We start from the raw sequence: 22,322 nt of genomic DNA, 5'->3' as shown, positions 1-22,322 counted from the left end.
CTACTCCGGCCACAAGCGACCAAAGTATGCAGTGTCTTTTGCGCTGCCTTCGGCAGCGCGGGGNGCTTCGGGTCGGCGTCTTCCCTCGTCACTCCGTCGCTTCGCTCCTGCGTTCCTCAGTCCAGACACCGACGCGCCCAAGCCGACACTCCTCACGCACGGCGCCGGTAAGGCGAAGATCAAACTCCTCACGCGCGGGGCTGGAACGGGGCCTAGGGGGTTGGGGGGACCGAGGCCAGGAGTTTCTGGGTGTAGGGGTGGGTGGGGGCGTCCAGGATCTGGGGGGTTCGGCCCTCCTCGACCACCTCTCCCTTGAACAGGACCACGGTCCTGTCGGTGATCTGTCTGACCACGGCCAGGTCGTGGGTGATGAACAGCAGGCTGGTGCCCAGGTCGCGGCCCACCGTGCGCAGCAGTTCCAGCACGTGGGCCTGGACCGAGACGTCCAGTGAGGCGACCGGCTCGTCGCAGATCAGCAGGGCTGGCCGTACGGCCAGGGCCCTGGCGATGGCCACGCGCTGCCGTTCGCCGCCGGACAGCGCCCTGGGGCGGCGCTCGGCGTAGGAGGCGGGCAGGCCGACCAGGTCGAGCAGTTCGGGGACGGAGAGCCGTCCCTTACGTGATCCCTGGGCGGCGGCCTCGGTGAGCGTCGAGCCCACGGTCAGGGAGGGGTTGAGCGAGGTCGAGGGGTCCTGGAAGACGCACTGCACCAGCCGGTGCGCCCGGTCTCCCCGCCGCCCGCGCCGGGTCAGGTCGAGCCCGGCCAGCTCCACCCGGCCTCCGTCGGGGGTGGCCAGGCCCAGGACGCACCGGGCCAGGGTGGTCTTGCCCGAACCCGACTCGCCGACGACGCCGACGCTCTCGCCCTCCATGACGGTCAGCGAGACGCCGCCGAGGGCGGTGTGCCCGCCGTACTGTTTGCGCAGGCCGTCGATGGTGAGCAGCGGGCCGCCCGCCGGGGCCTCGCGGAGCTCGGCGGGCTGTGACCCGGCGTGGGATCCGGTGTGGGGGCGGGGGCGCACCTCGTACAGGCAGGCGGTGCTCCTGCCCGGGGTGACCTCGCGCAGCGGCGGACGGGCGTGCCCGCACCCGGGTTCGGCCTGGGCGCAGCGGTCGGCGAAGGCGCACGTCCCGGTGACGTCCCCCGCGGACGGCACGGCGCCCGGGATGCCCTCAAGCCTGGGCAGCGTCACGCTCACCGAGGGCAGCGCCGCCAGCAGCCCGGACGTGTAGGGGTGGGCGGGCACCTTGGCCACGTCGAAGCCCGGCCCGCTCTCGACGATCCGGCCCGCGTACATGACCGCGACCCGGTCGCACATCTCGAAGGCCACCCGCAGGTCGTGGGTGATCAGCAGCACCCCCATCCCGCGCGTCCGCTGGACCTCGCGCAGCAGCATGAGGATCTCGTGCTGGGTGGTCGCGTCGAGCGCGGTCGTGGGCTCGTCGGCGATGAGCAGCTCGGGGTCACCGGCCAGGGCCGCGGCGAGGGCGATCCGCTGCCGCATCCCCCCGGAGAGCTGGAAGGGGTAGCGTCCCGCGACCGAGGGGTCGTCGATGCCCACCTCGGCCAGCCGCCGCGTCACCTCCTCCCCGCGCTGGGCGCGGTTCCGGCGCGCCGCCCCGGTCCTGGGCAGTGACTCGGCGATGTGGGCGCCGGCAGTGATCAGCGGGTTGAGCATGGCGAAGGGGTCCTGCATGAGCAGCGCGACCCGGCTGCCGCGCACCGACCGCAGCACGCGCTCGCGGGCGCCGAGCAGTTGCAGGCCGGACAGGGTGACCGAGCCGGACGCGGTCATGCCCTTGGGCAGCAGCCCCGCCACGGCCCTGGCGGTCAGCGACTTGCCGCTGCCCGACTCGCCGACCAGCCCGACGGTCTCCCCCGCGGAGACGGTCAGGTCGACGCCGTCCACGACCAGGTGACGGCCGGTGACGGTCAGGCCGGTGACGTCGAGGAGGGTCATCGGGCGCCTCCCTTGGAGAGGGTGTCGAACAGCCGGTCGCCCAGCAGGGTGGCCGAGGTGGCGATCAGGGTGATCAGGACGACCGGGGCGACGGAGGCCCAGGGGTTGAGGTCGAGCAGGTCCCGGTTCTCCTCGACCATCAGCCCCCAGTCGGGGGTGCCCGCGGGCAGGCCGATGCCCAGGAAGGAGAGCCCGGCCAGCGAGACCAGGGCGGCCACGAAGCTCAGCAGGGCGTTGGAGACGACCGTGGGGGCGAGGTTGGGCAGCAGGTGGCGGAACATGACGCGCCGGGGCGGCAGCCCCAGGGTCCTGGCCGCCTCGGCGTAGGCCAGGTCGCGCTGGGCGAGCGTCAGGCTGCGGATCACCCGGATGTCGCCCGGTGTGAACAGTACGGCCATGGCCAGCACGGACCAGCCGTACCCGCCGCCGAGCACGCCGACCAGCACGATCAGCACCAGCATTCCGGGCATCGCGATGGCCAGGTCCACGGTCCGCATCATCAGCGCGTCGATCCAGCCGAGCCGGTACCCGGCGAACAGGCCGAGCGAGGTGCTCAGCGTGGTCGTGCCGAGCGCGACGAGGACGGGCCACAGCAGCGCGGACCCGGCCCCGGTCAGGAGGCGGGACAGCACGTCCCTGCCCAGGTCGTCGGTGCCGAGCCAGTGGGCCGCGTCCGGACCGGCCGCGCCGAGCGCCAGGTCCTGCGTCGCCGGGTCGTAGGGGGCCAGGTGGGAGCCGAACAACCCGACGAGGATCGCCAGGCCGAGCACCCCGGCCAGCACGCCCCTCACAGCGCCACCGCGCCGTGCCGTACCCGGGGGTCGACCACGAGGTAGGCCAGGTCGATCAGCAGGTTGACCACGACCACGATCGCACCGCTGAACAGGACGAGCGCCTGCACCACGGGGATGTCCTTCTGGCTGACGGCGGCGATGAGCAGGGCGCCGAGTCCGTGCAGGCCGAAGGCCTGTTCGACGAAGAGGGCGCCGGTCAGGTTCGCCGCCAGCAGCAGGCCGCCGACGGTCAGCACGGGCAGGGCCGCGTTGCGCAGCGCGTAACCGATCCAGACACGCGCGCGCGGCAGCCCCCGCGCTCTGGCGAAGGTCAGGAAGTCCTGCCCTGCCAGGTCGAGCGCCGCCGCCCTCATCTGCCGTACCACCATGGCTCCCTGCGCCGCGGCCAGGGCGAGCGCGGGCAGCGTCAGGTGGGTGACGCGTTCGGCGAACGTCTCGCCCGCGCCGAAGACGGGGAACCAGCCGAGGGTGACCGCGAAGCCGTACAGCAGCAGGATGCTCATCGCGAACGGCGGTACGGCCAGCAGGACCAGGGAGCCGAGGGTGATGCCCTGGTCGAGGAGGCCGCCCCGGCCCATCGCGGCCACCAGCCCGACCGGGACGCCGACGGCGAAGGTGATCAGCAGGGCGTAGCCCGCCAGGCCCGCGGTGACCGGCAGCCGGTCGGCGATGACGTCGGCGACCGGCTCCCTGGAGTAGATGGAGACGCCGAAGTCACCGTGTACGGCGTCGCCGAGCCAGCGGGCGTAGCGCAGCGGGAACGGGTCGTCGAGGTGGTACTCGGCCCTGATCGCGGCCCTGGTCTCCGGCGTCGAGGGGCGGGTGCCCAGCAGCACCTGCTCGGGACCGCCGGGTGAGGCGACGAGCAGCCCGTAGGTGATCACCGAGAGCGCGCCGAGCAGGACCAGCGCGGCGGCCAGGCGGCGGGCGACGAGAGTGAGGACGGCCATGTCACTTGCCCGCCGGGCGGATGACGACGAAGAAGTTGGGGTTCCAGACACTCAGTCCCGGCGCGGTGAACCCGTCGCGCAGCGCGATGCCGTTGTCCATGTGGAACAGCGGGACGTACGGCACCTGCTCCCCGATCTCGGTGAGCAGGGCGGTCACCTGGTCCTGACGCTCCTGACCGGTGGCCTCGCTCAGGGCGTCGAGCCGGGCGTCCAGTTCGGCGGAGCCGTACCCGGAGAAGTTGAAGCCCTGCGGTTTCGCCGCGGCGCGACCGATCATGTCGGGCAGGACCTCGATCGGCTCCGGGGTGCCATAGGAGAGGTTGACGTACTGCACACCGAGCCCCTTGTGGTCCATCAGCATGGCGATGTACCTGTCGCCGGGGCTCGGCTCCATGGTCAGCTTGATGCCGATCTTCGCGAGGTCGGCGGCGACGGCCTGCATGACGGTCGCGCCGTCCGACCCCGAGGAGTACGGCACCGCCATCGTGAACCCGTCCGGGTAGGCCGACTTGGCCAGTTCGGCCTTGGCGGCGGCCAGGTCGAACGGGTGGTCGGGGAACTTCGGCGTGTCGTCGCCGTAGAGGGCGGTCATCTGCGGCATCGGCAGCATCGCCCTCGCCGTGGTGCCGTGCCCCCCGGTCATCAGGGTGGTCAGGGCCTGGCGGTCCACGGCGTGCGCGATGGCCCGCCGTACGTGGACGTCCTTGAGCGGGCCGTTGCCGACGGCCAGCGACAGGTAGGCGATGTTGTTGCCGGGGTAGAAGCTCGTGGTGACGCCGGGGAGGTTCGTCCACTTGCGGGCGTCCCGGGCGTTGAGACCGTCGGTGGCGTCGATCTCCCCCGACCTGACGGCCATCCTGAGCGTCTCGGCGTCGGAGATGGATTTGATCTCGACCCGGCGCAGCGCGGGCTTCGGCCCCCAGTAGGACTCGTTGCGCTCCAGCACGGTGCCCGAGGTGAGGGAGAACTTCACGACCTTGAAGGGGCCGGTGCCGACCGTGCCGACCTCGGGACTGCCCAGGTCCCTGGGGTGCGCCTCGGCCAGCTTGCGCGGCACGACCTGCCAGGCGATGGCCGCCACCGACAGGAAGGCCGGGTTGGGGCGGGTCAGGGTGACCCTGACCTTGTCGGTTCCGACGGCCTCGGCCTTCTTGACGGTGGTGAAGTAGCTGGCCGCCTGGGAGGCGACGGCCGGGTCCAGGTGACGGCTCAGGGAGTAGGCGGCGTCGTCGGCCGTCAGCGGGGAGCCGTCGGTGAAGGTCACGGCCTTGCGCAGGGTGAACTCGTAGCTGTCCGGCGTCGGCTGGGTCCACGACGTGGCCAGGCCCGGGGCGGGCGCCCCCTTGGCGTCGAGGGTGACCATGGTGTCCAGCACCGCGAGCTGGATGGTGGTCGAGGCGTTGTTGAAGCCGTGCGCGATGTCCAGGCTGTTCGGCGCCGCGGAGGACGCCCAGACCAGGGTGTCGCGGTCGGCGCCGGTCGCGCCCTTCTGCGGGGAGCCCGCGCAGGCCGCGACGGGAAGGAGGAGCAGGGCGACCACGGCGGCCCTGATGGTCGGCGTTTTCATGGTGACCACCTCGGGAGGGGAGCGGGATAGTGGGACGCTAGAAGCCGTCCGGCCCGCGTTCACTGACCCCGCAGCCAAAACCCTCGGTCCCGCCCTCGTGCTACAGGCCAACATGGGCTCCCGCTCCCCGTCTCGGCCCGCCCTCCGGCGCTCCCGGGCCGCCCCGGAAAAGCCCTCTCCGGGCTCATCCGGGAAGGCCGTCTCCGGGCTCATCCACGGAGGTCGCCGCCGGGCTCGCCCGTGAAGCGCATCCGGCGCAGGCCGCCCCCGCTGATCAGCAGGTCGTCGCCGTCGGGCCGCAACGTGAACGGCCCCGCCTGCCACACCCCCGCCGGGGCGGGTTCGACGGGAAGCCGCAGCTCACGCCCGGCGCGCAGCACGCCGTCCCTGACCGTGACGCGGACGTCCAGTTCCTCGCTGTGGTAGGCCCCGCCGGGCATGGGCTCGGTGCCCGGCGCCTGACACGGCCGGTAGACGATCGGGCGCCGGGCCCCCAGGCCGCTGTCCAGCGCCAGCTCGCCGTCCCGGCGCTCAAGCCAGAGCCCGTCCGCGTCGCCGAGGCCGTACCAGCGGCCGTCCTTGGCGAGGGCGAACTCGGTGACGTCACCGCTCCTGTCGAGCCTGACCCGGCCGTTCTCCGCGGCTTCGAGCGTGAGGAAGGCGTCTCCCACCGGGTCGTGCCAGTGCCCGGCCGGCACCTCGACCGCCGGGTCCACCGTCTCGGCCGGTTCGAAGAGTGCCCCGGGCACCTCGCCCAGCAGCGCCCTGGCCAGGCGTTCGCTCAGCCTGACCGGGTCGACCGCCGTCTGGTTGGACAGTACGGCGACGCCGAAGCCGGCCTCGGGCAGGTACAGCAGGTTCGACAGGTAGCCGGGGACGCCTCCCGCGTGCCCGTAGCCCGCGCTGCCCGCCATCGGTGTGTGGTAGATGCCGCTGGCGTAGCGCAGGGCGGTGCCGTCGGCCAGCACGGTCGGTTCGAGCAGCTGCCGCCGCAGGTCGTCGCCCAGGACCCGCCCGTCGGCCAGGAAGCCGAACCAGGGGGCCAGGTCGGCCACGCTGGTCACCACGCCGCCGTCACCGACCGCGCTCTCCAGGGTGTCGGCCCGCTTCGGCTCGCCGTCCGCGTTGCCGTAGCCGTACGCCAGCCTGGGCAGCGGCAGTGTGGTGTCGTCCCTGAACAGGGTGTCGTCCATGCCGAGCGGACCGAAGATCCGCTCGCGGGCGAACTCGGCGAGCGAGCTCCCGCTCACCGTGCGGACCACCACGGCGGCCAGGACGTAGCCGGTGTTGGAGTAGCTGAAGTCGGTCCCGGGCGGGAAGGCCGTGTGCCGGATCCCCCGGACCTCGTCGAGCAGCCGTTCCTCGGTCAGCGCGGTGAACGGCGTCCCGGTGAACGCCTGCAGCGTGTACCACTCGGGCAGCCCTCCGGTGTGCTGCAGGCACTGCCGCAGCGTGACGGGTACGGTCAGCGCCAGGTCCGGGATGTGCTTCCTGATGTCGTCGTCGAGGCTGAGCCTGCCGTCCCTGGCCAGCAGCATGACGCACGCGGCGGTGAACTGCTTGCTGACCGAGGCGATGTCGAAGCGGGTGTGGGCGTCGACCGGGACGCCGAACTCGACGCAGGCCATCCCCTGGGCCGTGGTGAGCAGAGCCTTTCCGTCGGCGTAGACGCCGACCGCGAGCCCCGGGGCGCCGGGCCCGACCAGGGCCGCGACCTCGCGTTTTACCAGTTCAAGATCCATGGCTTCACTATGCACGACACGGTGCCGCGAACCTTTTGGCCGTGGACGCAAAGTTGACGACACCGCTTTGGCGCCGGGGACGACGCAGGACCGGCAACCTTTGTCGCGCGGCCCCACGCCCGCGGGAAAAGCCGGAATTAGGTTCGTCGAATGATCAAAGTTCTCGTGAGAGGGCTGGCGGCCTGCGTCACCGTGGCCGTGGTCGCCGCCCCTGCCCACGCCGCTCCCTCCTCCGCTCCCGTGTCCGTGTCCGCGTCGGTGAACGCGTCGGTGAGCGCCGCCCGGTTCACGGTCCCCGTCCTGCCGAAGCCGACGGGCCCCCACCCGGTCGGCGCCGTCGACCTGCACCTGGTCGACTCCTCCCGCGCCGACCCGTGGGAACCGGGGCGGCGGCGCGAGCTGATGGTCACGCTCCGCTACCCGGCCCGCGCCAAGACCGGCGTCAGGACGCGGTACGTGACCCCCGCCGAGTCGGCGCTGCTGCTGGCCGGGCTGGGCGTCGAGGGCCCCCCGCCGGACCTGCTGAACAGGATCAGGACGAACGCCAGGACCGGGGCGCGACCCTTGCGTTCGGGGCTGCCCCTGGTGGTCCTCTCACCGGGGTTCGGCCTGCCGCGCTCCTCGCTCACCACGCTCGGTGAGGAGCTGGCCAGCCGGGGCTACGCGGTCGCCACGGTCGGGCACCCGTACGAGGCGATGGCGACCACCCTGCCCGACGGCACCACCGTCACCTGCGCGGCCTGCGAGATCGAGGACTCCCCCGGCCTCGTCCCGGCGATCCGCTCGGCCGACGTGTCCTTCCTCATCGGCAGGCTGACCGGCGCCCGTCCCGCGTGGGGGCCGCCCGGCCTGATCGACGCGTCGAGGATCGGCATGGCGGGCCACTCCATCGGCGGCAACAGCGCGGCCCAGGCCATGGTCGACGACCCCAGGATCGACGCGGGCCTCGTCATGGACGGCTCGTTCATCGTCCCGCTCCCGGAGAGCGGTCTGGCCAGGCCGTTCATGTTGTTCGGCACCGAGGGGTCGTTCCTTCCCGGCGGTCCCGACGAGGAGACGTCCTGGCGGGACAACTGGCCCCGGCTGACCGGCTGGAAGCGCTGGGCGACGGTCACCGGCGCCGAGCACGAGTCGTTCACCGACTACCCGGTGCTGATCGAGCAGTTCGGCACGCCTCCGGGTGCGCTCCCCGCCGCCAGGGCGGTGCCGATCACCCGTTCCTACGTGCGGGCTTTCTTCGACCTGCACCTGCGTGGGGTCCCCTCCCCCCTGCTCAACCGCCCCTCCCCCAGGAACCCCGAGGTCAGGCTCTGGAAGACCCCCTGACCCCCTCCCCGGTACGGCCCCGCCGTACCGGGGACACAACCGTCGCAACCGTCCGGTTGATCGCCGACTTCGGAGACGAGCAGCTCAAGGTCGGTTAGCGGGGCCAGTAGTGGGAGGCGGCGAGGATGAGGGCGGCGGCGCCCACCAGGCCCGCGTCCTGGCCGAGGGCGGCGGGCACCACCCTGGCGCGGCGGGCGAAGCCCATCCGGGTGTGCTCGCCGAGCGCGGCCTCAAGCGGGTCGAACAGCAGGCGTCCGGCCTGGGAGAGGCCGCCGCCGACGGTGACGAGGTCGAGGTCGCAGAGGTTGACGGCGGCGGCGACGGCCAGGCCGAGGGCCCGTCCCGCCCGTTCCATCGCAGCCAGTGCCAGCCGGTCGCCCGCCGCGGCGTCCAGGGCGAGCTGCCGCCCGCTCGCCGTCGCCGCCTCCACGTACGGCACGGCCTCCCCCTGACCGGGCGCCTCCCGTACGGCGGCGCCCGGCTGCCAGCCGCGTCCCAGCGCCCAGGCGGCCAGGGCCGGGCCCCGCGCGACGGCCTCAAGGCAGCCCCTGGCCCCGCACCCGCAGACCGGCCCGCCGGGTTCGACCACGACGTGCCCGACGTGCCCGGCGTTGCCGCTGCCGCCGTTGATCAACCGGCCGTCCAGGACGAGCCCGCCGCCCACTCCCGTCGAGACGACCATGCCGAGCATGTTGGCGCTGCCCCGGCCCGCACCCCGCCAGTGTTCCGCGACGGCCAGGCAGACGGCGTCGTTGTGCACGTGCACCGGCACGCCGGGGAAGCGCTCCGCCAGCCGCGCTCTGAGCGGGAAGTCACGCCAGCCGGGCATGTTGATCGGCGAGACCTCGCCCTCCGGCCAGTTCATCGGGCCGCCGCAGCCGACCCCGACACCCACGACCTCGGCCGGTTCCGTGAGCAGCGCGTCGATCAGGGAGTCGAGCGTCCTCCACAGCGTCTGGGCGTCGCCACCCGGGGGTGTCGCCGTCCTGCGGGTCCTGAGGACCTCGCCCTCGCCGCCGGCCTCACTGCCGACCAGGGCGACGGCGAACTTCGTCCCGCCGATGTCGACGGCGAGCACCGATCCGGACATCTAGCGATCATACGGTCTGTCGCCGCCGGGGCGTGAGGAGAAGACCAGGACGGAGGCGGTGAAACCGTGCACGTGGTTGTGGCCCCCGACGGGGCCGACCTCGCCCGCGGCGAAGAACCCGGCGACGCCGATCGGGCCGAGGGTCTCCCTGACCGCGACGGCGTCGTGGTCGGCGCTGCCGAACATGGCCGACCCCCTGCCGTTGCAGGAGAACAGCAGCGCGCCGTCCACTCCGCCGAACTCCTCGCGGTGGGCGTCGAGCAGCTCGTAGAGGTCCTCGTCGGCGGTCGCGGCGTCACGCACCTGGAAGCGCACCGTACGGCCGATCTCGACGACGTCCCCGATGGCGACGGCCTCCCGTTCCGGGTCGATGCCGAGCACCCCCCGGATGAGGAAGTCGCCGTGCTCGTGCCGTTCTGCGTACTCGTCCATGGCGACGCCGATCTGCAGTCCTGAGGCGACCAGCTCCCGTTCGTCCTCGTCAAGCGCGCTGACCACCTCCTCAAGCCTGGCCAGGGCGGGCTGGCCCGCGAGTTCGAGCAGGAGGTTGTCCTCGACCCCGGTGACGGCCATCGTCGGGCCGATCGGACGGCAGCCCTGGCTGACCACGGTCCTGACATCGACGGCTCCGCCGAGCAGGACGCCGACCGCTCCCTCGGTGTAGACCTCGCCGTCGGCGAACAGCCGTACGGCTCCCCTGCCCCTGAGCGCGTTGGCCAGGCCGCCGATCAGCGGCAGGTCACCGAGGACCTCGTCGGAACGTTCGACGAAGCCGTCGGTCGGAAAGCTGTAGGGGTCGGCGAAAAGGATGGCCGCGTGGTCGTCGGCCTGGGGTTCCGGCAGGCCGACGACCACGAAACGGTCATCGGCCCTGAGGGTGTCCAGGGCGAAGGTCGTCAGCCGGGCTCCGTCGAGGGTCGCGGCCCAGGCGCTCACCGCGGGGGTGACCTCCACACCCCGGCCGTCGCCGATCACGCCCGTCGCGCTGCAGCCGATCACCGCCGCCTCCGGTGTCATCCGCATGACGCGCAGCCCCGCCTGGGCGACCTCGTCGGGGTCGTCGCCGCAGATGAAGAAACAGACCAGGTGAGGCGGCCCGGTCAGGCCGGAGATGGCCTGGCGCACGGCGGTCTCCGCCGCCATGACCAGGTCGGAGCCCACGGCGAGACCGTCGGAGAAGCAGCTCGTCAACAGCGCCACTCGTCTCACCTCCCCTTCTTGTCCGAAGCCTTGCCTTGCAGCGATTCTCCCCACTGTGAGGACATGCACGCGCGCCGGACGGCACACGATGTCCAAGATCCGAAAGCGGGATAACAGTCCCGGTTTCGGCTTCGGGGACGTAGGCTCAATCTCGTGCCTCAAATCCCAGAGCCACGTACTCTGCGCGATCTTCGCGCGAGCGGCCATGTCCACCGCACGGTAAAGGCCGAGATCCGCGAGAACCTGCTGGCCCGGCTACGGGCCGGGCAGCCGAGGTTCCCCGGCATCGTGGGTTTCGACGAGACCGTCCTGCCACACCTGGAGACAGCCCTGCTGGCCGGGCACGACCTGGTCCTGCTCGGCGAGCGGGGGCAGGGCAAGACCCGGCTCATCCGCACGGTGACCGGTCTCCTCGACGAGTGGACGCCGGTCGTCGACGGCTGTGAGATCAACGACCACCCCTACGCCCCCTCCTGCGCCCGCTGCCGCAGGCTCGCCGACGAGGCGGGCGAGGAGCTTCCGGTCGCCTGGCGGCACAGGGACGAGCGTTACGGCGAGAAGCTCGCCACCCCGGACACCTCCGTCGGCGACCTGATCGGTGACATCGACCCCATCAAGATCGCCGAGGGGCGCACGCTCGGCGATCCGGAGACCGTCCACTACGGCCTGGTCCCCCGCAGCAACCGGGGTGTCTTCTCGGTCAACGAGCTGCCCGACCTGGCCGAGCGGATCCAGGTCTCGCTGCTCAACGTGCTTGAGGAGCGTGACATCCAGGTCAGGGGATACAACCTGCGCCTGCCGCTGGACATCCTGCTGATCGCCAGCGCCAACCCGGAGGACTACACCAACCGGGGCCGGATCATCACCCCGCTGAAGGACCGCTTCGGCGCCGAGATCCGCACCCACTACCCCCTGTCCATCGAGACCGAGCTCCGGCTCATCCGCCAGGAGGCCGCGCTCGACCAGGTGGGAGCCGACCTGCCCGACCACCTGGTCGAGGTGATCGCCCGCTTCACCCGCCTGGTCCGTGAGTCGACCGCGGTCGACGCGCGCTCCGGGGTCTCGGCCCGTTTCTCCATCGCCGCCGCCGAGACCGCCGCCGCCTCAGCCGTACGGCGGGCGGCGCTGACCGGCGAGGAGCGCGCGGTGACCCGGGTCGCCGACCTGCCGGGCATCGTGCACACCCTGCGGGGCAAGGTGGAGTTCGAGGTCAGCGAGGAGGGCCGGGAGACCGAGGTCCTGTCCCACCTGCTGCGCAGGGCCGTCGCGGAGACCTTCCGAGGCACCATCGGCGGCCTCGACCTGGCCCCGCTGCTCGAACGGTTCTCCGAGGGCACCCAGGTGGAGTCGGGGGCCATGGTCCCCGCCGCGGACCTGCTGCGCGGGATCGGCCCCGTGCCGGGGCTCGCCAAGATCATGTCGGGGCTCGGCATCGGCGACGAGTCCCCCGGGCACGCCGCGGCGGCCCTTGAGTTCGCCCTTGAGGGCCTGTATCTCCTGCGGCGTCTGTCCAAGGACGAGGTTGACGGCACGACGGTCTACCGCACCTGAGGCCCGGCGGCGCGTGTTGGAGGGCGTTCGATGAGCTATCGCTATGGCGAGTACCGGGAAGGGCCCGACCCGCTCGCGCCGCCGTACGACGTGCGTTCGGCGCTCGACCAGATGGGCGACTCCGTGCTGGCCGGGGCCAACCCGTCCCACGCCCTGCGTGACCTGCTCAAGCAGGGCCTGCCGGGGGCGGACGACCGCCGCGGCCTGGACGACCTGCTCCGCGAGGTACGGCGGCGCAGGCGTGAGCTGCGCGAGCGCGGTCGTCTCGACGGGACGCTCGAACAGGCCAGGGCGCTGCTGGACAAGGCGATCGGCCAGGAGCGCGCGGAGCTGTTCCCCGACCCGTCCGACGACGCCAGACTGCGTGAGGCGGAGCTGGACGGCCTGCCCTCCGACGCGGCCGGCGCGATCCAGGAGCTGAGCGGCTACCAGTGGCGTTCGGCCGCCGCGCGTCAGACCTTCGAGGAACTGCGCGACCTGCTGCGCAGGGAGGTGCTCGACACCCAGTTCCGCGGGATGCGCGAGGCGCTGGCCAACCCCGATCCGGCCGCGATGGAGCGGGTCGGGCAGATGATGTCGGCGCTGAACGACATGCTGGACCGGGATGCGCGGGGCGAACACACCCCGGAAGACTTCGACGCCTTCATGTCGAAATATGGGGACATGTTTCCGGAGGCGCCGCGGAACCTGGAGGAGCTGGTCGACCTCCTCGCCCGCAGGGCCGCCGCCACCCAGCGTCTGATGGCCTCGCTCACCCCCCGCCAGCGCGAGGAGCTCAGCCGCCTGATCGACCAGACGCTCGACCAGGCCGGGCTCGGCGAGCAGATGCGCCGCCTCGGCGACTCCCTCTACGCCCGCCGGCCCGACCTGGCCTGGAACACCCCCGAACGACTCTCCGGCGAGGACCCCCTGGGGATGGGCGACGCGGTCAACGCCCTTGAGGAGCTGGCCGACCTCACCCAGCTTGAGGCCGCGCTGCGCCAGGACTACCCGGGCGCCCGCCTCGACGACATCGACGAGGCGGCCGTCCGCCGCGCCCTCGGCCGTTCCGCCGTCGACGACCTGGACGCGCTCAAGCGGATCGAACGAGAGCTCGAACGGCAGGGATACCTGCGCCGCCAGCGCGGCAAGCTCGAACTCACCCCCAAGGCGGTGCGCCGCCTCGGGGAGACCGCCCTACGCCGCGTCTTCGCCTCCCTCGACTCCGGTCGCAGGGGCGACCACGACCAGGTGGACGCGGGCTCCGCCGGGGAGCTGACCGGCTCGACCCGGCCGTGGCGCTTCGGCGACGAGCAGCCCATCGACGTGGTCCGCACGGTCGTCAACGGCGTACGGCGCGGCGGAGCGGCGGGGACGGTGACCCTCTCGGTCGACGACTTCGAGGTGGCCGAGACCGAGCGGCGCACCGCGGCCGCGGTGTGTCTGCTGGTCGACCTGTCCTACTCGATGGCGCTGCGCGGCACCTGGGCGGCGGCCAAGCAGACCGCGATGGCCCTGCAGGCGCTGGTCGCCTCGAAGTTCCCCCAGGACTCGGTGCAGATCATCGGCTTCTCCAACTACGCCCGGGTCCTGCAGCCCGACGAGCTGGCCGGGCTCGAATGGGACATGGTCCAGGGCACCAACCTGCACCACGCGCTGCTGATCGCGGGCCGCCACCTGGACCGCCATCCGGACTTCGAGCCGGTCGTGCTCGTGGTCACCGACGGTGAGCCGACCGCCCACCTGCGGCGCAACGGCTCGGCCGCCTTCGAGTGGCCGCCGACGCGCGAGACGCTCGACCTGACGCTGGCCGAGGTGGACAAGATGACCCGGCGCAGGGCGACGCTCAACGTCTTCATGCTCGCCGACGACGAGCGGCTGAGGGACTTCGTGAACGAGGTGGCCAGGCGCAACGGCGGCCGGGTCTTCTCCTCCAACGCCGACCGGCTCGGCGAGTACGTCGTCAGCGACTTCCTGCGGGTCCGCAGGAAGCGCTGAACCCTTCCTCGAAGGGCCTGTCAGGCGTCGGCGTAGGCGAGGTAGTGGTTGAGCGCGAGGTCGAAGCCGTCGTGGTAGTGGCGGTACGACCGGTAGCAGGGCCGCCAGGCCGTACTGTTGCCGACTCCGGCGCGGGCGTCCTCGACCGCGGCGGGAACCCGTTCGGGGCTGGGCAGCAGGCCTCCGCCGAGATAGCGGGGGTCGGCCAGGACGGTGCAGCGCTCACGGTCGCCGGACACGTAGCGGCCCCGGCACCAGCCGCTCTCCTCGTCCCACACCAGGGCGTCGCCGCCGGTCAGCAGGATCGTGGCGGCCCTCGGGTCGCAGGGCCCCGCCCACCAGCCGGTGGCCTGGACGCCCAGCGCCTCGACGACGCGGCTCACGTAGGAGGACGGCTGGCTGCGCCACTCCTCGGTGTACGGCTCCACATGTCTCACACCCACAGGGGGCACTCCCTTGTGCCGTCGTGCATGATCTGGTTGACTGCTCGCCCGGCACGGCCGTGATCTCGTTGCCGACGGCCTCGGCGCCCAAGAGCGAACCCATCGGTGATCCTACTCACTTCAATGGGATGCTTAGCGCATTAATAAGAAGATCTACCATCGCACATCACCATAAATGCGGATTATCCAAATTGTGATGTTCTGTCCGCAAACTTGGGGCGCCGGTTCCGGCGGAGCCCCCCGCTCCCGACCTGAGCCCCGCCCTGAAGCCCCGTCCTCTGACCCTGTGTGATCCAGGACCGCGGCCGCCGGCTTCCCAGGGCGTGCCTTCCCTGACCGAGATCACCGAGGGCTAATGTCTGGTTCATGACCCAACTGCTGCTCTGGCTGCACATCGGCTTCGCGATCTTCACGCTCGGACCGCTCACCGCGGTGACGATGTCCACGCCGAAGTTCATCCGCTCCAGGGACCTCAGCGTCCTGCGCTACCTGCACAGGACCACCCGGATCTACGCCATCGGCGCGATCGGCGTCTTCGTCGCCGGCCTGCTGCTCGGCCGCGAGTATCTCGGCAGGCCCTACCTGTCGGTCTCCATGACGCTGTTCATCGTCGCCGCGGTCCTCCTGGTCATCGTGGACCGCGACCAGGCCTCCGCCATCAAACTGCTCAGCGCCGAGCCCTCGACCGACGACGCGAAGGCCCAGCGCGGGCGGATCGCCGCCTTCTCCGGGGTGATCGCCCTGATCTGGCTGGTCATCCTGGTGCTGATGGTCTGGGGCAGCCCCGCCTGAGGACGGGCCGGAGACCTCTGACGGCGGTGGAGACGGCCGACCCGGAAGACGGCGGGCACGAGATCATCTCCGCCCGGCCGTCAGCCAGGAAAGGATCTTTTCCGGAACACCATGAAAAGCGCCTTTTCCGGCAGGGAGTTTCCGATTCACTGCCATTCCCCTTTTCCCGTGCCGGGGCGGTTCACCGGAACGCACGGGAACAGGCGGCAGAGCACACGAAGCCGGGCGGAAGGGGCACGCCCGGCCCGGCCTCGACCCAGCCGTTCAGCCTCAGCCCAGCACCCGGCCTCAGCCCAGCGCCCGGCTGAGATCGGCGAGCAGGTCGTCGACCGACTCGATGCCGACGGACAGGCGGACCAGGTCCGCGGGCACCTCAAGCGGCGACCCGGCCGCCGAGGCGTGTGTCATCCGCCCCGGGTGCTCGATCAGCGACTCGACACCGCCCAGGGACTCACCGAGCGTGAAGAGCTTGGTCCGGTTGCAGATCTCGACCGCCTCCGCCTCGCCCCCCGCGACCCGGAACGAGACCATGCCCCCGAAGCGCCGCATCTGCTTGGCCGCGGTCTCGTGCCCCGGGTGGTCCGGCAGACCGGGATAGAGCACCGAGGAGACCCTCGGGTGGGCGAGCAGCAGGTCGGCGACCCGCTCGGCGTTGTCGCAGTGCCGTTCCATCCGCACCGCGAGCGTCTTGAGCCCGCGCAGCGTCAGCCACGCGTCGAACGGCCCGGCGACCGCGCCCATGGCGTTCTGGTGGAAGGCGAGCCTTTCGCCCAGTTCGGCGTCGGCCGTGACGAGCGCGCCACCGACCACGTCGGAGTGCCCGCCGACATACTTCGTGGTCGAGTGGACGACGACGTCCGCGCCGAGCGCCAGCGGCTGCTGCAGGTACGGCGAGGCGAAGGTGTTGTCCACCACGAGCAGCGCGCCGTTGTCGTGGGCCAGTTCGGCCAGCGCCGCGATGTCGGCGATGCCGAGCAGCGGGTTCGTCGGCGTCTCGACCCAGACGATCCTGGTCTTCGGCGTCATGGCGGCGGCGACCGCGTCGAGGTCGCCCAGGGCCACCGGGTCGTAGTGCAGGTCCCACGGCCGGTTCACCTTGGAGAACAGCCGGTAGGTGCCGCCATAGGCGTCGTTCGGGATGAGAACGTGGTCACTCGGCCTGCACACCGTGCGCAGCAGCGTGTCCTCGGCCGCCAGACCGGAGGCGAAGGCAAGACCTCGCGCGCCGCCCTCGACCGCGGCGACGGCCTCCTCAAGGGCGGTCCTGGTCGGGTTGGCCGAACGGCTGTACTCGTATCCGGCGCGCAGACCGCCGACGCCGTCCTGCTTGTACGTGGACACCGCGTAGATCGGCGGAACGACGGCCCCCGTATACGGGTCCGGCTCCTGACCTGCGTGGATGGCCAGAGTTTCGAATCCTTCAGTCATAGGGCAACGCTACTCGCACCCGGGCGGGCACATGTCGCGTCCACCCGGCCAGGCGTGCCGGACCGTCCCCCGACGACCCGGTCCGCCTGGCCGTACCCCCAGGTGGAGCCGCCACGGGCACACCGCGAAGTCCCTTCGGCGGATTCGCCGTCAGGCGGCCCGGTGCCCGCTGCCGGCCGTGTGACGCCCCGGCAGCCACACGACCTCACCCCCCGCCTCGACCGGCGGCACCTTGATGTGACGGCCGCTGGCGCCCTCGCCGCCCTGGCCGTTGATGCGCGAGAGAACCACCGGGTCCGCGAGCGCCAGAGCCAGCGCGACCACGAACCCAACGATCAGTACCAGGACTCCGATGACGGTCATCTCCGTCCCCCCTTCGACTCCTCAAGCATCGGCCGCCGACCCCGGCGGGCGCCTCCGCTGAAGGACCGGTTCCCCATGAGGCCGCTCCACCGAATGGCTGATGTCCGATTTGGCCAAGAGTCTTAGGCTCAGTGGCCGTGGGGGAGACACATCGCATCGTCTACTGGATCCAACGGCTCAGCGAGATCGCTCTGATCGGCTGGCTCACCCTGCTGTTGCTGCTCGACGTGATGGTCGTGCTCACCCGCCCCGACAACCCCGTGGTCTGGCTCGGCCCGGTCTGCGGCGCCATCGGCGTCCTGGCGGTGCTGCTGCGCCGTACCCACAGGATCAGCGGATACGCCACCCTGCTCGTCGCGTCGTTCGTCACCACCCTGATCATCGGCTCCAGCCACGTCAGCGGGCTGCCCTCCTTCGCCGAGACCGGGTCACTGCTGATCCTCACCATCGCGGGCCTGCGCTGGATCGAACCCATCAGCAGGGCCGCGATGTTCTCCATCGCGTCCGTCGTCGTGCTGGAGAGCGCCGCCGGACGGCTGCGCGAGGACACCCCGTCCCTGGCCGTCGGCTTCCTCGTCTTCGTCGGCTGGTCGATCGCCGCCGGGGTGGGCGCCTACCTGCGCTTCCAGCTCGAACGCCGCAAGGAGGCCGTCAACTCGGTACGGCGCGCCGAACGCCTCGAACTCGCCAGGGAACTGCACGACCTGGTCGCCCACCACATCACCGGAATCGTCGTCCAGGCCCAGGCCGCCAAGATCGTGGCCGAACACAAGCCCGAGGCCGTCGTCCCCGCGCTCGACGCGATAGCCGGGGCGGGCGCCGACGCGCTGACCTCCATGCGCCGCCTGGTCAGCGTGCTGCGCGCCCAGGACGGGGCCGCCCGCTCCCCCGGCAGCACGCTCATGGACATGCGCACCCTGGTCGAACGGTTCTCCGCGGGCGGCCCCCAGGTCGCCTTCGACATCGGCCAGGGCATCAACGACGAGACCATGGCCCCCGAGGTGCTGACCACCCTCCACCGGGTCCTGCAGGAAGCCCTCACCAACGTGCGCAGGCACGCCCCGGGCACCGGCTGGGTCGAGGCCGACCTACGGCTCGGCGGCCCCCCAAACGGGCCCTCCGCCGGGCCTTCCCCCGGCCCTCCCAGGAGGGAGCAGCACCAGGGAACACACTGGGTGTGGCTGCGCGTACGCAACTACGGCTCGGCGACCGACGCCAAGATCTCCCGCCTCGGCGGCGGATTCGGTCTGGTCGGCATGTCCGAACGCGTGGAGGCCCTGGGCGGCCGCCTGACCGCGGGCCACACCTACACGGGGGCCTGGGAAGTGGTGGCGGGCTTTCCCGTGTCCCTTGGCGGCGCCTAGCGGCGCCGAAGGCCGCGCCCCTTCGCGCAGCCTTCGGCTGACCTCGATCACCTGTGACGGCGAGGGAGCGTCCAGGGCTTCACCCCACGGCGCCGACAGCGGGCTGGGCGTCCCTCCGCCTCGGCCCGCGACGTCACGCCGCTCAGTTGAAACAGTCCTGCTCGTTGAGCGCGATGCCGTACTCGGTGACCTTGCCGCGCGTGACGCCGAAGGTGTAGTAGGCCTTCTTGTTTCCGGGAACCGTGATCACATAAAAGTCGTGGACGTCTTTCCTGATGTGCGGATAGGCGGTCTTCATCTGCTTGGCGGTGGAGCCGATCCCGACGCCTTCCGGAGTCCTCATGCCCTTCGCGGCGAAGATGGCGGCCAGTCCCACCTTCGGCGAGATGAAGACGCCGACCGAGTCCTTGGGAGTGGGGAAGTCCTTCAGGTCCCAGCCGGAGCAGCCGCCGTCGCCGGACAGCTTCTTGACGACGCCCCCTGTCTTCTTGGCCTGCGTGACGGTCATACCGAGCTTGACGGCACCGTAACCGTAGGGGCCCAGCGTGGGCCTCGTCTGGGCGTCGGCCACGGTGGTGCCGACGACCAGCAGTGAACCGGCGAGGAGCGATGCCCCGATCATCGTCTTCATCATGCTCTGTTCGACTACGAAACGGTGGCGAAGGTTCTCAACGGAGCCGTTTTCCTCCGACGACCCCGACCCGGGTCCTCGTGCTGGACGGGCCCTGTCGGACGTTCGTCTCCGACTGCCGGGTGCGCGCAGCGGCCGAACCGGTCGGCCACGTGTGGGACCCCGTCGTGATCTCGGCCCTGCGCATGGGACCGACACGGCGCAGGGAACTGCTCACGAGGATCGCGGGAGCCGGCGACAAGGTCCTGACCCAGACGCCGCGCCGTCTGCGAGCGCGCGGGCTCGTCGTGAGGGACGGCGGCGCCAACCAGGCGTCAGCGCCCGCAGGCGCGGTCTACCGGCTCTCCGCACTGGGCGAATCGTTCGCGAACGGCCCTCTGGCGCACCTCGCGCAGTGGGCCGCCGACAACCAGGACCGCCTCACCGGCGAGCCCACCACATCGTGACGGGCTGCGGGTCCGTCGCGGAAGCCGGTCCGACCTGCGACAACGACCCGATGATCACCCACAGCCCGGACCGAGGGAGGCATGGACCCGCGGCGCCCAGGCCCTCGCGGCGTCGAAGGCGCCGCGAGGGAAAGGGGAGCACGACTAGTTGTTGACCAGGAACGCCAGCAGGTCCTGGCGGGTCACCAGGCCAACGGGCTTGCCGTCGTCCAGGACCACGGCGGCGTCGGCCTTCTCCAGGGCCTCTATCGCGATGGAGACCGGCTCTCCCGCGCCGATCATGGGCAGGGGCTGGGACATGTGCTCGGCCAGCGGGTCGGTCGGCCGTACGCGGCCCCGGTAGAGGGCTTCGAGCAGGTCGCGTTCCACGATCGAGCCCACGACCTCGGCGGCCATGACCGGCGGCTCCTCCTTCATCACCGGCAGCTGCGAGACGCCGTACTCCCGCATGATCGCGATGGCCGTGTCGACCGACTCGTGCGGGTGGGTGTGCACGAACTCGGGCATGCCCGCGCCCTTGCGGACCAGCACGTCCCTGACCAGGCCCTCCTCCGAGGAGGTGGTCAGGAAGCCGTAGTCGGCCATCCACTCGTCGTTGAAGATCTTCGACAGGTAGCCCCGGCCGCCGTCGGGCAGCAGCACGACGACCACGTCCTCGGGGCCGGCCTGCCTGGCGACCCGCAGCGCCGCGACCGTCGCCATCCCGCAGGAGCCGCCGACCAGGAGCGCCTCCTCCCGGGCCAGGCGGCGCGTCATGCCGAAGGAGTCCTTGTCGGAGACCGCGATGACCTCGTCGCAGATCGTGGTGTCGTAGGTGGAGGGCCAGATGTCCTCTCCGACGCCCTCAACGAGGTACGGCCTGCCGGTGCCGCCCGAGTAGACGGACCCTTCGGGGTCGGCTCCGATGATCTTGACCCGGCCGCCGGAGACCTCCTTGAGGTAGCGTCCGGTGCCGCTGATCGTGCCGCCGGTGCCGATGCCCGCGACGAAGTGGGTGATCCGCCCCTCCGTCTGCTCCCAGATCTCCGGCCCGGTCGAGTGGTAGTGGCTCTCGGGGTTGCCGGGGTTGGAGTACTGGTCGGGCTTCCAGGCGTTCGGCGTCTCCCTGGCCAGCCGGTCGGAGACCGAGTAGTAGGAGTCCGGGTGGTCCGGGGAGACCGCCGTCGGGCAGACCACGACCTCGGCCCCGTAGGCGCGCAGTACCGCGATCTTGTCCTGGGCGACCTTGTCCGGCACGACGAACAGGCAGCGGTAGCCGCGCTGCTGCGCCACCATGGCCAGGCCGATGCCGGTGTTGCCGGAGGTGGGTTCGACGATCGTGCCGCCGGGCACCAGCGCGCCCGACCGCTCCGCCGCGTCGATCATGCGCACCGCGATCCGGTCCTTCACCGAGCCGCCGGGATTGAAGTACTCCACCTTGGCGAGCACCTGGGCGGACACCCCGGCGGTCACCTTCCGCAGCCGGACAAGCGGCGTGTTTCCCATCAGTTCCACAAGCGAGTCATACACACGCATCGCGACGATCACCTCGAAATACAGAGCCAGGTCGGCTTGTTGTGCTGAACGCCGTGCCCCCAAGGGGGTTGGTGGGACTCTCGGCTAGGTTCAAGGCAACGCTACCCGTCGTGGGGTACCGAAGGGGCAACGCCAGGTGATCTGGACACCGGGGGCGGCTCGGGCCGCCCGTCGTATCGCCGCCGCCGCGGCCGTCGGCGGAGGAGGGCTCACCGCGCTCGGCGCGGTCACGTACGGCCTGCTGATGGGCGAGGCCCTGCTGGCCCGGCGCATCGTCGGCCGCCCGCACGGCATGGAGGGGCCGCCCTCCGACGGGGTTTACGGTGACTTCGCCGGTGAGCCGGTCCGGATGGTCATGCTGGGTGATTCGACCTCGGTCGGTCTGGGCACCTCCGAGGCGGCGCAGACCCCGGGCGTGTTGATCGCCACGGGGCTGGCCGCGGTGGCCGAGCGTCCGGTACGGCTGACCGTGGTCGGCAGGTCCGGCGCGGTCTCGGCGGATCTGGACGACCAGACCGACCTGGCGCTCGAAGCCTCCCCCGAGATCGCGGTGATCTTCGTCGGCGCGAACGACGTCACCACCCAGACCAAGCCCACCCACGCCGTGCGGCACCTGCAGAAGGCGGTGCGGCGGCTGCGTGAGGCGGGGGCGGAGGTCGTCGTCGGCACCTGCCCCGACCTGGGGACGGTCAGGCCGATCGCGCAGCCGCTGCGCTGGGTGACCCGGCGCTGGAGCCGTCAGCTCGCCGCGGCGCAGACCGTGGCCGTGGTCGAGGCGGGTGCCCGTACGGTCGCCTTCGCCGACCTGCTTGGCGGTGAATTCTCCGCAAACCCGGACGAGATGTTCGGACCCGATCGTTTCCACCCATCTGTTCAAGGTTATCTACAGGTTGCTTACGCGGTGCTACCGTCTGTGTGCACCGCGCTTGGACTGTGGCCGGAGCCGCGCTCCGAACGCGGTGGGTCGATCTACCTCGTGGCGGCCAAGGCCGCGGAGGAACCCGGCGCCGAAGTCTCCGCGACTCGCGTCGCCGGCCGAGCAACCGGACCCCACGGACGGTGGGCGACACTGCTCCGCCGGAGGCACGGGGTGCTGCCCAACGACGCCTGACCACGGTCACTCTCCGCGGTAAGGCCGTTACGTCTCGCCTTTTTGGAGTGCAATGCCCGTGATCCGGCCCC

Annotated in this window: 19 protein-coding genes; 7 read left to right on the top strand and 12 right to left on the bottom strand. The window is 71.4% G+C overall.

Features of this window, described 5'->3' with window-relative positions; translation table 11 throughout:
- Positions 1-212: 212 nt before the first annotated feature.
- The 5 genes from ACFOYY_RS37215 to ACFOYY_RS37195 form a co-directional block, all read right to left on the bottom strand.
- Positions 213-1,961: a dipeptide ABC transporter ATP-binding protein gene (locus tag ACFOYY_RS37215; protein ID WP_386195954.1), complete on the bottom strand. Its 1,749-nt coding sequence runs from the start codon at positions 1,959-1,961 to the stop codon at positions 213-215.
- On the bottom strand, positions 1,958-2,752 hold the full coding sequence (locus ACFOYY_RS37210; RefSeq protein WP_352013864.1) for an ABC transporter permease: 795 nt from the start codon (positions 2,750-2,752) through the stop codon (positions 1,958-1,960). Before ACFOYY_RS37210 ends, ACFOYY_RS37215 begins: the two co-directional genes overlap by 4 nt.
- On the bottom strand, positions 2,749-3,705 hold the full coding sequence (locus tag ACFOYY_RS37205) for an ABC transporter permease (protein WP_362776726.1): 957 nt from the start codon (positions 3,703-3,705) through the stop codon (positions 2,749-2,751). Before ACFOYY_RS37205 ends, ACFOYY_RS37210 begins: the two co-directional genes overlap by 4 nt.
- Before the next feature lies 1 nt (position 3,706).
- On the bottom strand, positions 3,707-5,272 hold the full coding sequence (locus ACFOYY_RS37200) for an ABC transporter substrate-binding protein (protein WP_386195951.1): 1,566 nt from the start codon (positions 5,270-5,272) through the stop codon (positions 3,707-3,709).
- 209 nt (positions 5,273-5,481) lie between these two features.
- A complete protein-coding gene (locus ACFOYY_RS37195) occupies positions 5,482-7,014 on the bottom strand; it encodes a serine hydrolase domain-containing protein (RefSeq protein ID WP_386195949.1) in 1,533 nt (510 codons plus the stop codon).
- Positions 7,015-7,164: 150 nt separating this feature from the next.
- On the opposite strand from ACFOYY_RS37195, the gene ACFOYY_RS37190 reads away from it, so the two are divergent.
- Positions 7,165-8,340 (top strand): alpha/beta hydrolase family protein, encoded by a 1,176-nt coding sequence (locus ACFOYY_RS37190; protein WP_386195947.1) that lies wholly within the window; start codon positions 7,165-7,167, stop codon positions 8,338-8,340.
- A gap of 94 nt (positions 8,341-8,434) precedes the next feature.
- Here the strand turns inward: ACFOYY_RS37190 and ACFOYY_RS37185 are convergent, their stop codons facing one another.
- Entirely contained in the window at positions 8,435-9,430 is a 996-nt protein-coding gene (locus ACFOYY_RS37185) for an ROK family protein (protein ID WP_386195945.1), read from the bottom strand.
- Positions 9,431-10,573 (bottom strand): FIST signal transduction protein, encoded by a 1,143-nt coding sequence (locus ACFOYY_RS37180; protein ID WP_352013938.1) that lies wholly within the window; start codon positions 10,571-10,573, stop codon positions 9,431-9,433.
- A gap of 210 nt (positions 10,574-10,783) precedes the next feature.
- Between ACFOYY_RS37180 and ACFOYY_RS37175 the strand changes: the two genes are divergently transcribed.
- Positions 10,784-12,181 (top strand): sigma 54-interacting transcriptional regulator, encoded by a 1,398-nt coding sequence (locus ACFOYY_RS37175; protein WP_386195943.1) that lies wholly within the window; start codon positions 10,784-10,786, stop codon positions 12,179-12,181.
- Positions 12,182-12,211: 30 nt separating this feature from the next.
- A complete protein-coding gene (locus ACFOYY_RS37170; protein ID WP_352013871.1) occupies positions 12,212-14,158 on the top strand; it encodes a vWA domain-containing protein in 1,947 nt (648 codons plus the stop codon).
- Between the two features lie 20 nt (positions 14,159-14,178).
- On the opposite strand, the gene ACFOYY_RS37165 is transcribed toward ACFOYY_RS37170, so the two are convergent.
- The gene (locus tag ACFOYY_RS37165; protein WP_352013872.1) at positions 14,179-14,601 is read right to left on the bottom strand and encodes a DUF6292 family protein; all 423 of its coding nucleotides are present in this window, start codon (positions 14,599-14,601) and stop codon (positions 14,179-14,181) included.
- Positions 14,602-14,967: 366 nt separating this feature from the next.
- On the opposite strand from ACFOYY_RS37165, the gene ACFOYY_RS37160 reads away from it, so the two are divergent.
- The gene (locus ACFOYY_RS37160) at positions 14,968-15,393 is read left to right on the top strand and encodes a hypothetical protein (RefSeq protein WP_362776743.1); all 426 of its coding nucleotides are present in this window, start codon (positions 14,968-14,970) and stop codon (positions 15,391-15,393) included.
- A gap of 288 nt (positions 15,394-15,681) precedes the next feature.
- Here ACFOYY_RS37160 and ACFOYY_RS37155 read toward each other — a convergent pair whose 3' ends face one another.
- A complete protein-coding gene (locus ACFOYY_RS37155; protein ID WP_352013874.1) occupies positions 15,682-16,821 on the bottom strand; it encodes a cystathionine gamma-synthase in 1,140 nt (379 codons plus the stop codon).
- A gap of 150 nt (positions 16,822-16,971) precedes the next feature.
- Entirely contained in the window at positions 16,972-17,184 is a 213-nt protein-coding gene (locus tag ACFOYY_RS37150; RefSeq protein ID WP_352013875.1) for a hypothetical protein, read from the bottom strand.
- A 137-nt stretch (positions 17,185-17,321) separates the two neighbouring features.
- Between ACFOYY_RS37150 and ACFOYY_RS37145 the strand changes: the two genes are divergently transcribed.
- On the top strand, positions 17,322-18,548 hold the full coding sequence (locus ACFOYY_RS37145; protein WP_362776749.1) for a sensor histidine kinase: 1,227 nt from the start codon (positions 17,322-17,324) through the stop codon (positions 18,546-18,548).
- Positions 18,549-18,690: 142 nt separating this feature from the next.
- Here the strand turns inward: ACFOYY_RS37145 and ACFOYY_RS37140 are convergent, their stop codons facing one another.
- Entirely contained in the window at positions 18,691-19,170 is a 480-nt protein-coding gene (locus tag ACFOYY_RS37140; protein WP_386195939.1) for a hypothetical protein, read from the bottom strand.
- 89 nt (positions 19,171-19,259) lie between these two features.
- Here ACFOYY_RS37140 and ACFOYY_RS37135 point away from each other — a divergent pair, with 89 nt between their 5' ends.
- On the top strand, positions 19,260-19,625 hold the full coding sequence (locus ACFOYY_RS37135) for a winged helix-turn-helix transcriptional regulator (RefSeq protein WP_386195938.1): 366 nt from the start codon (positions 19,260-19,262) through the stop codon (positions 19,623-19,625).
- 144 nt (positions 19,626-19,769) lie between these two features.
- Here ACFOYY_RS37135 and ACFOYY_RS37130 read toward each other — a convergent pair whose 3' ends face one another.
- Positions 19,770-21,140, bottom strand: coding sequence for a cystathionine beta-synthase (locus tag ACFOYY_RS37130; RefSeq protein ID WP_352013879.1), 1,371 nt, complete (start codon positions 21,138-21,140; stop codon positions 19,770-19,772).
- Between the two features lie 136 nt (positions 21,141-21,276).
- On the opposite strand from ACFOYY_RS37130, the gene ACFOYY_RS37125 reads away from it, so the two are divergent.
- Complete coding sequence (locus ACFOYY_RS37125; RefSeq protein ID WP_352013880.1) at positions 21,277-22,251, top strand: SGNH/GDSL hydrolase family protein; 975 nt, start codon at positions 21,277-21,279, stop codon at positions 22,249-22,251.
- The last annotated feature ends 71 nt before the right edge of the window (positions 22,252-22,322 follow it).

Origin of the sequence: Streptosporangium jomthongense (assembly GCF_042650425.1) — a bacterium.
Taxonomy (GTDB): domain Bacteria; phylum Actinomycetota; class Actinomycetes; order Streptosporangiales; family Streptosporangiaceae; genus Streptosporangium.
Note: the sequence above shows the minus strand (reverse complement) of the source record. Positions and strands in the feature narration are given on the sequence as shown.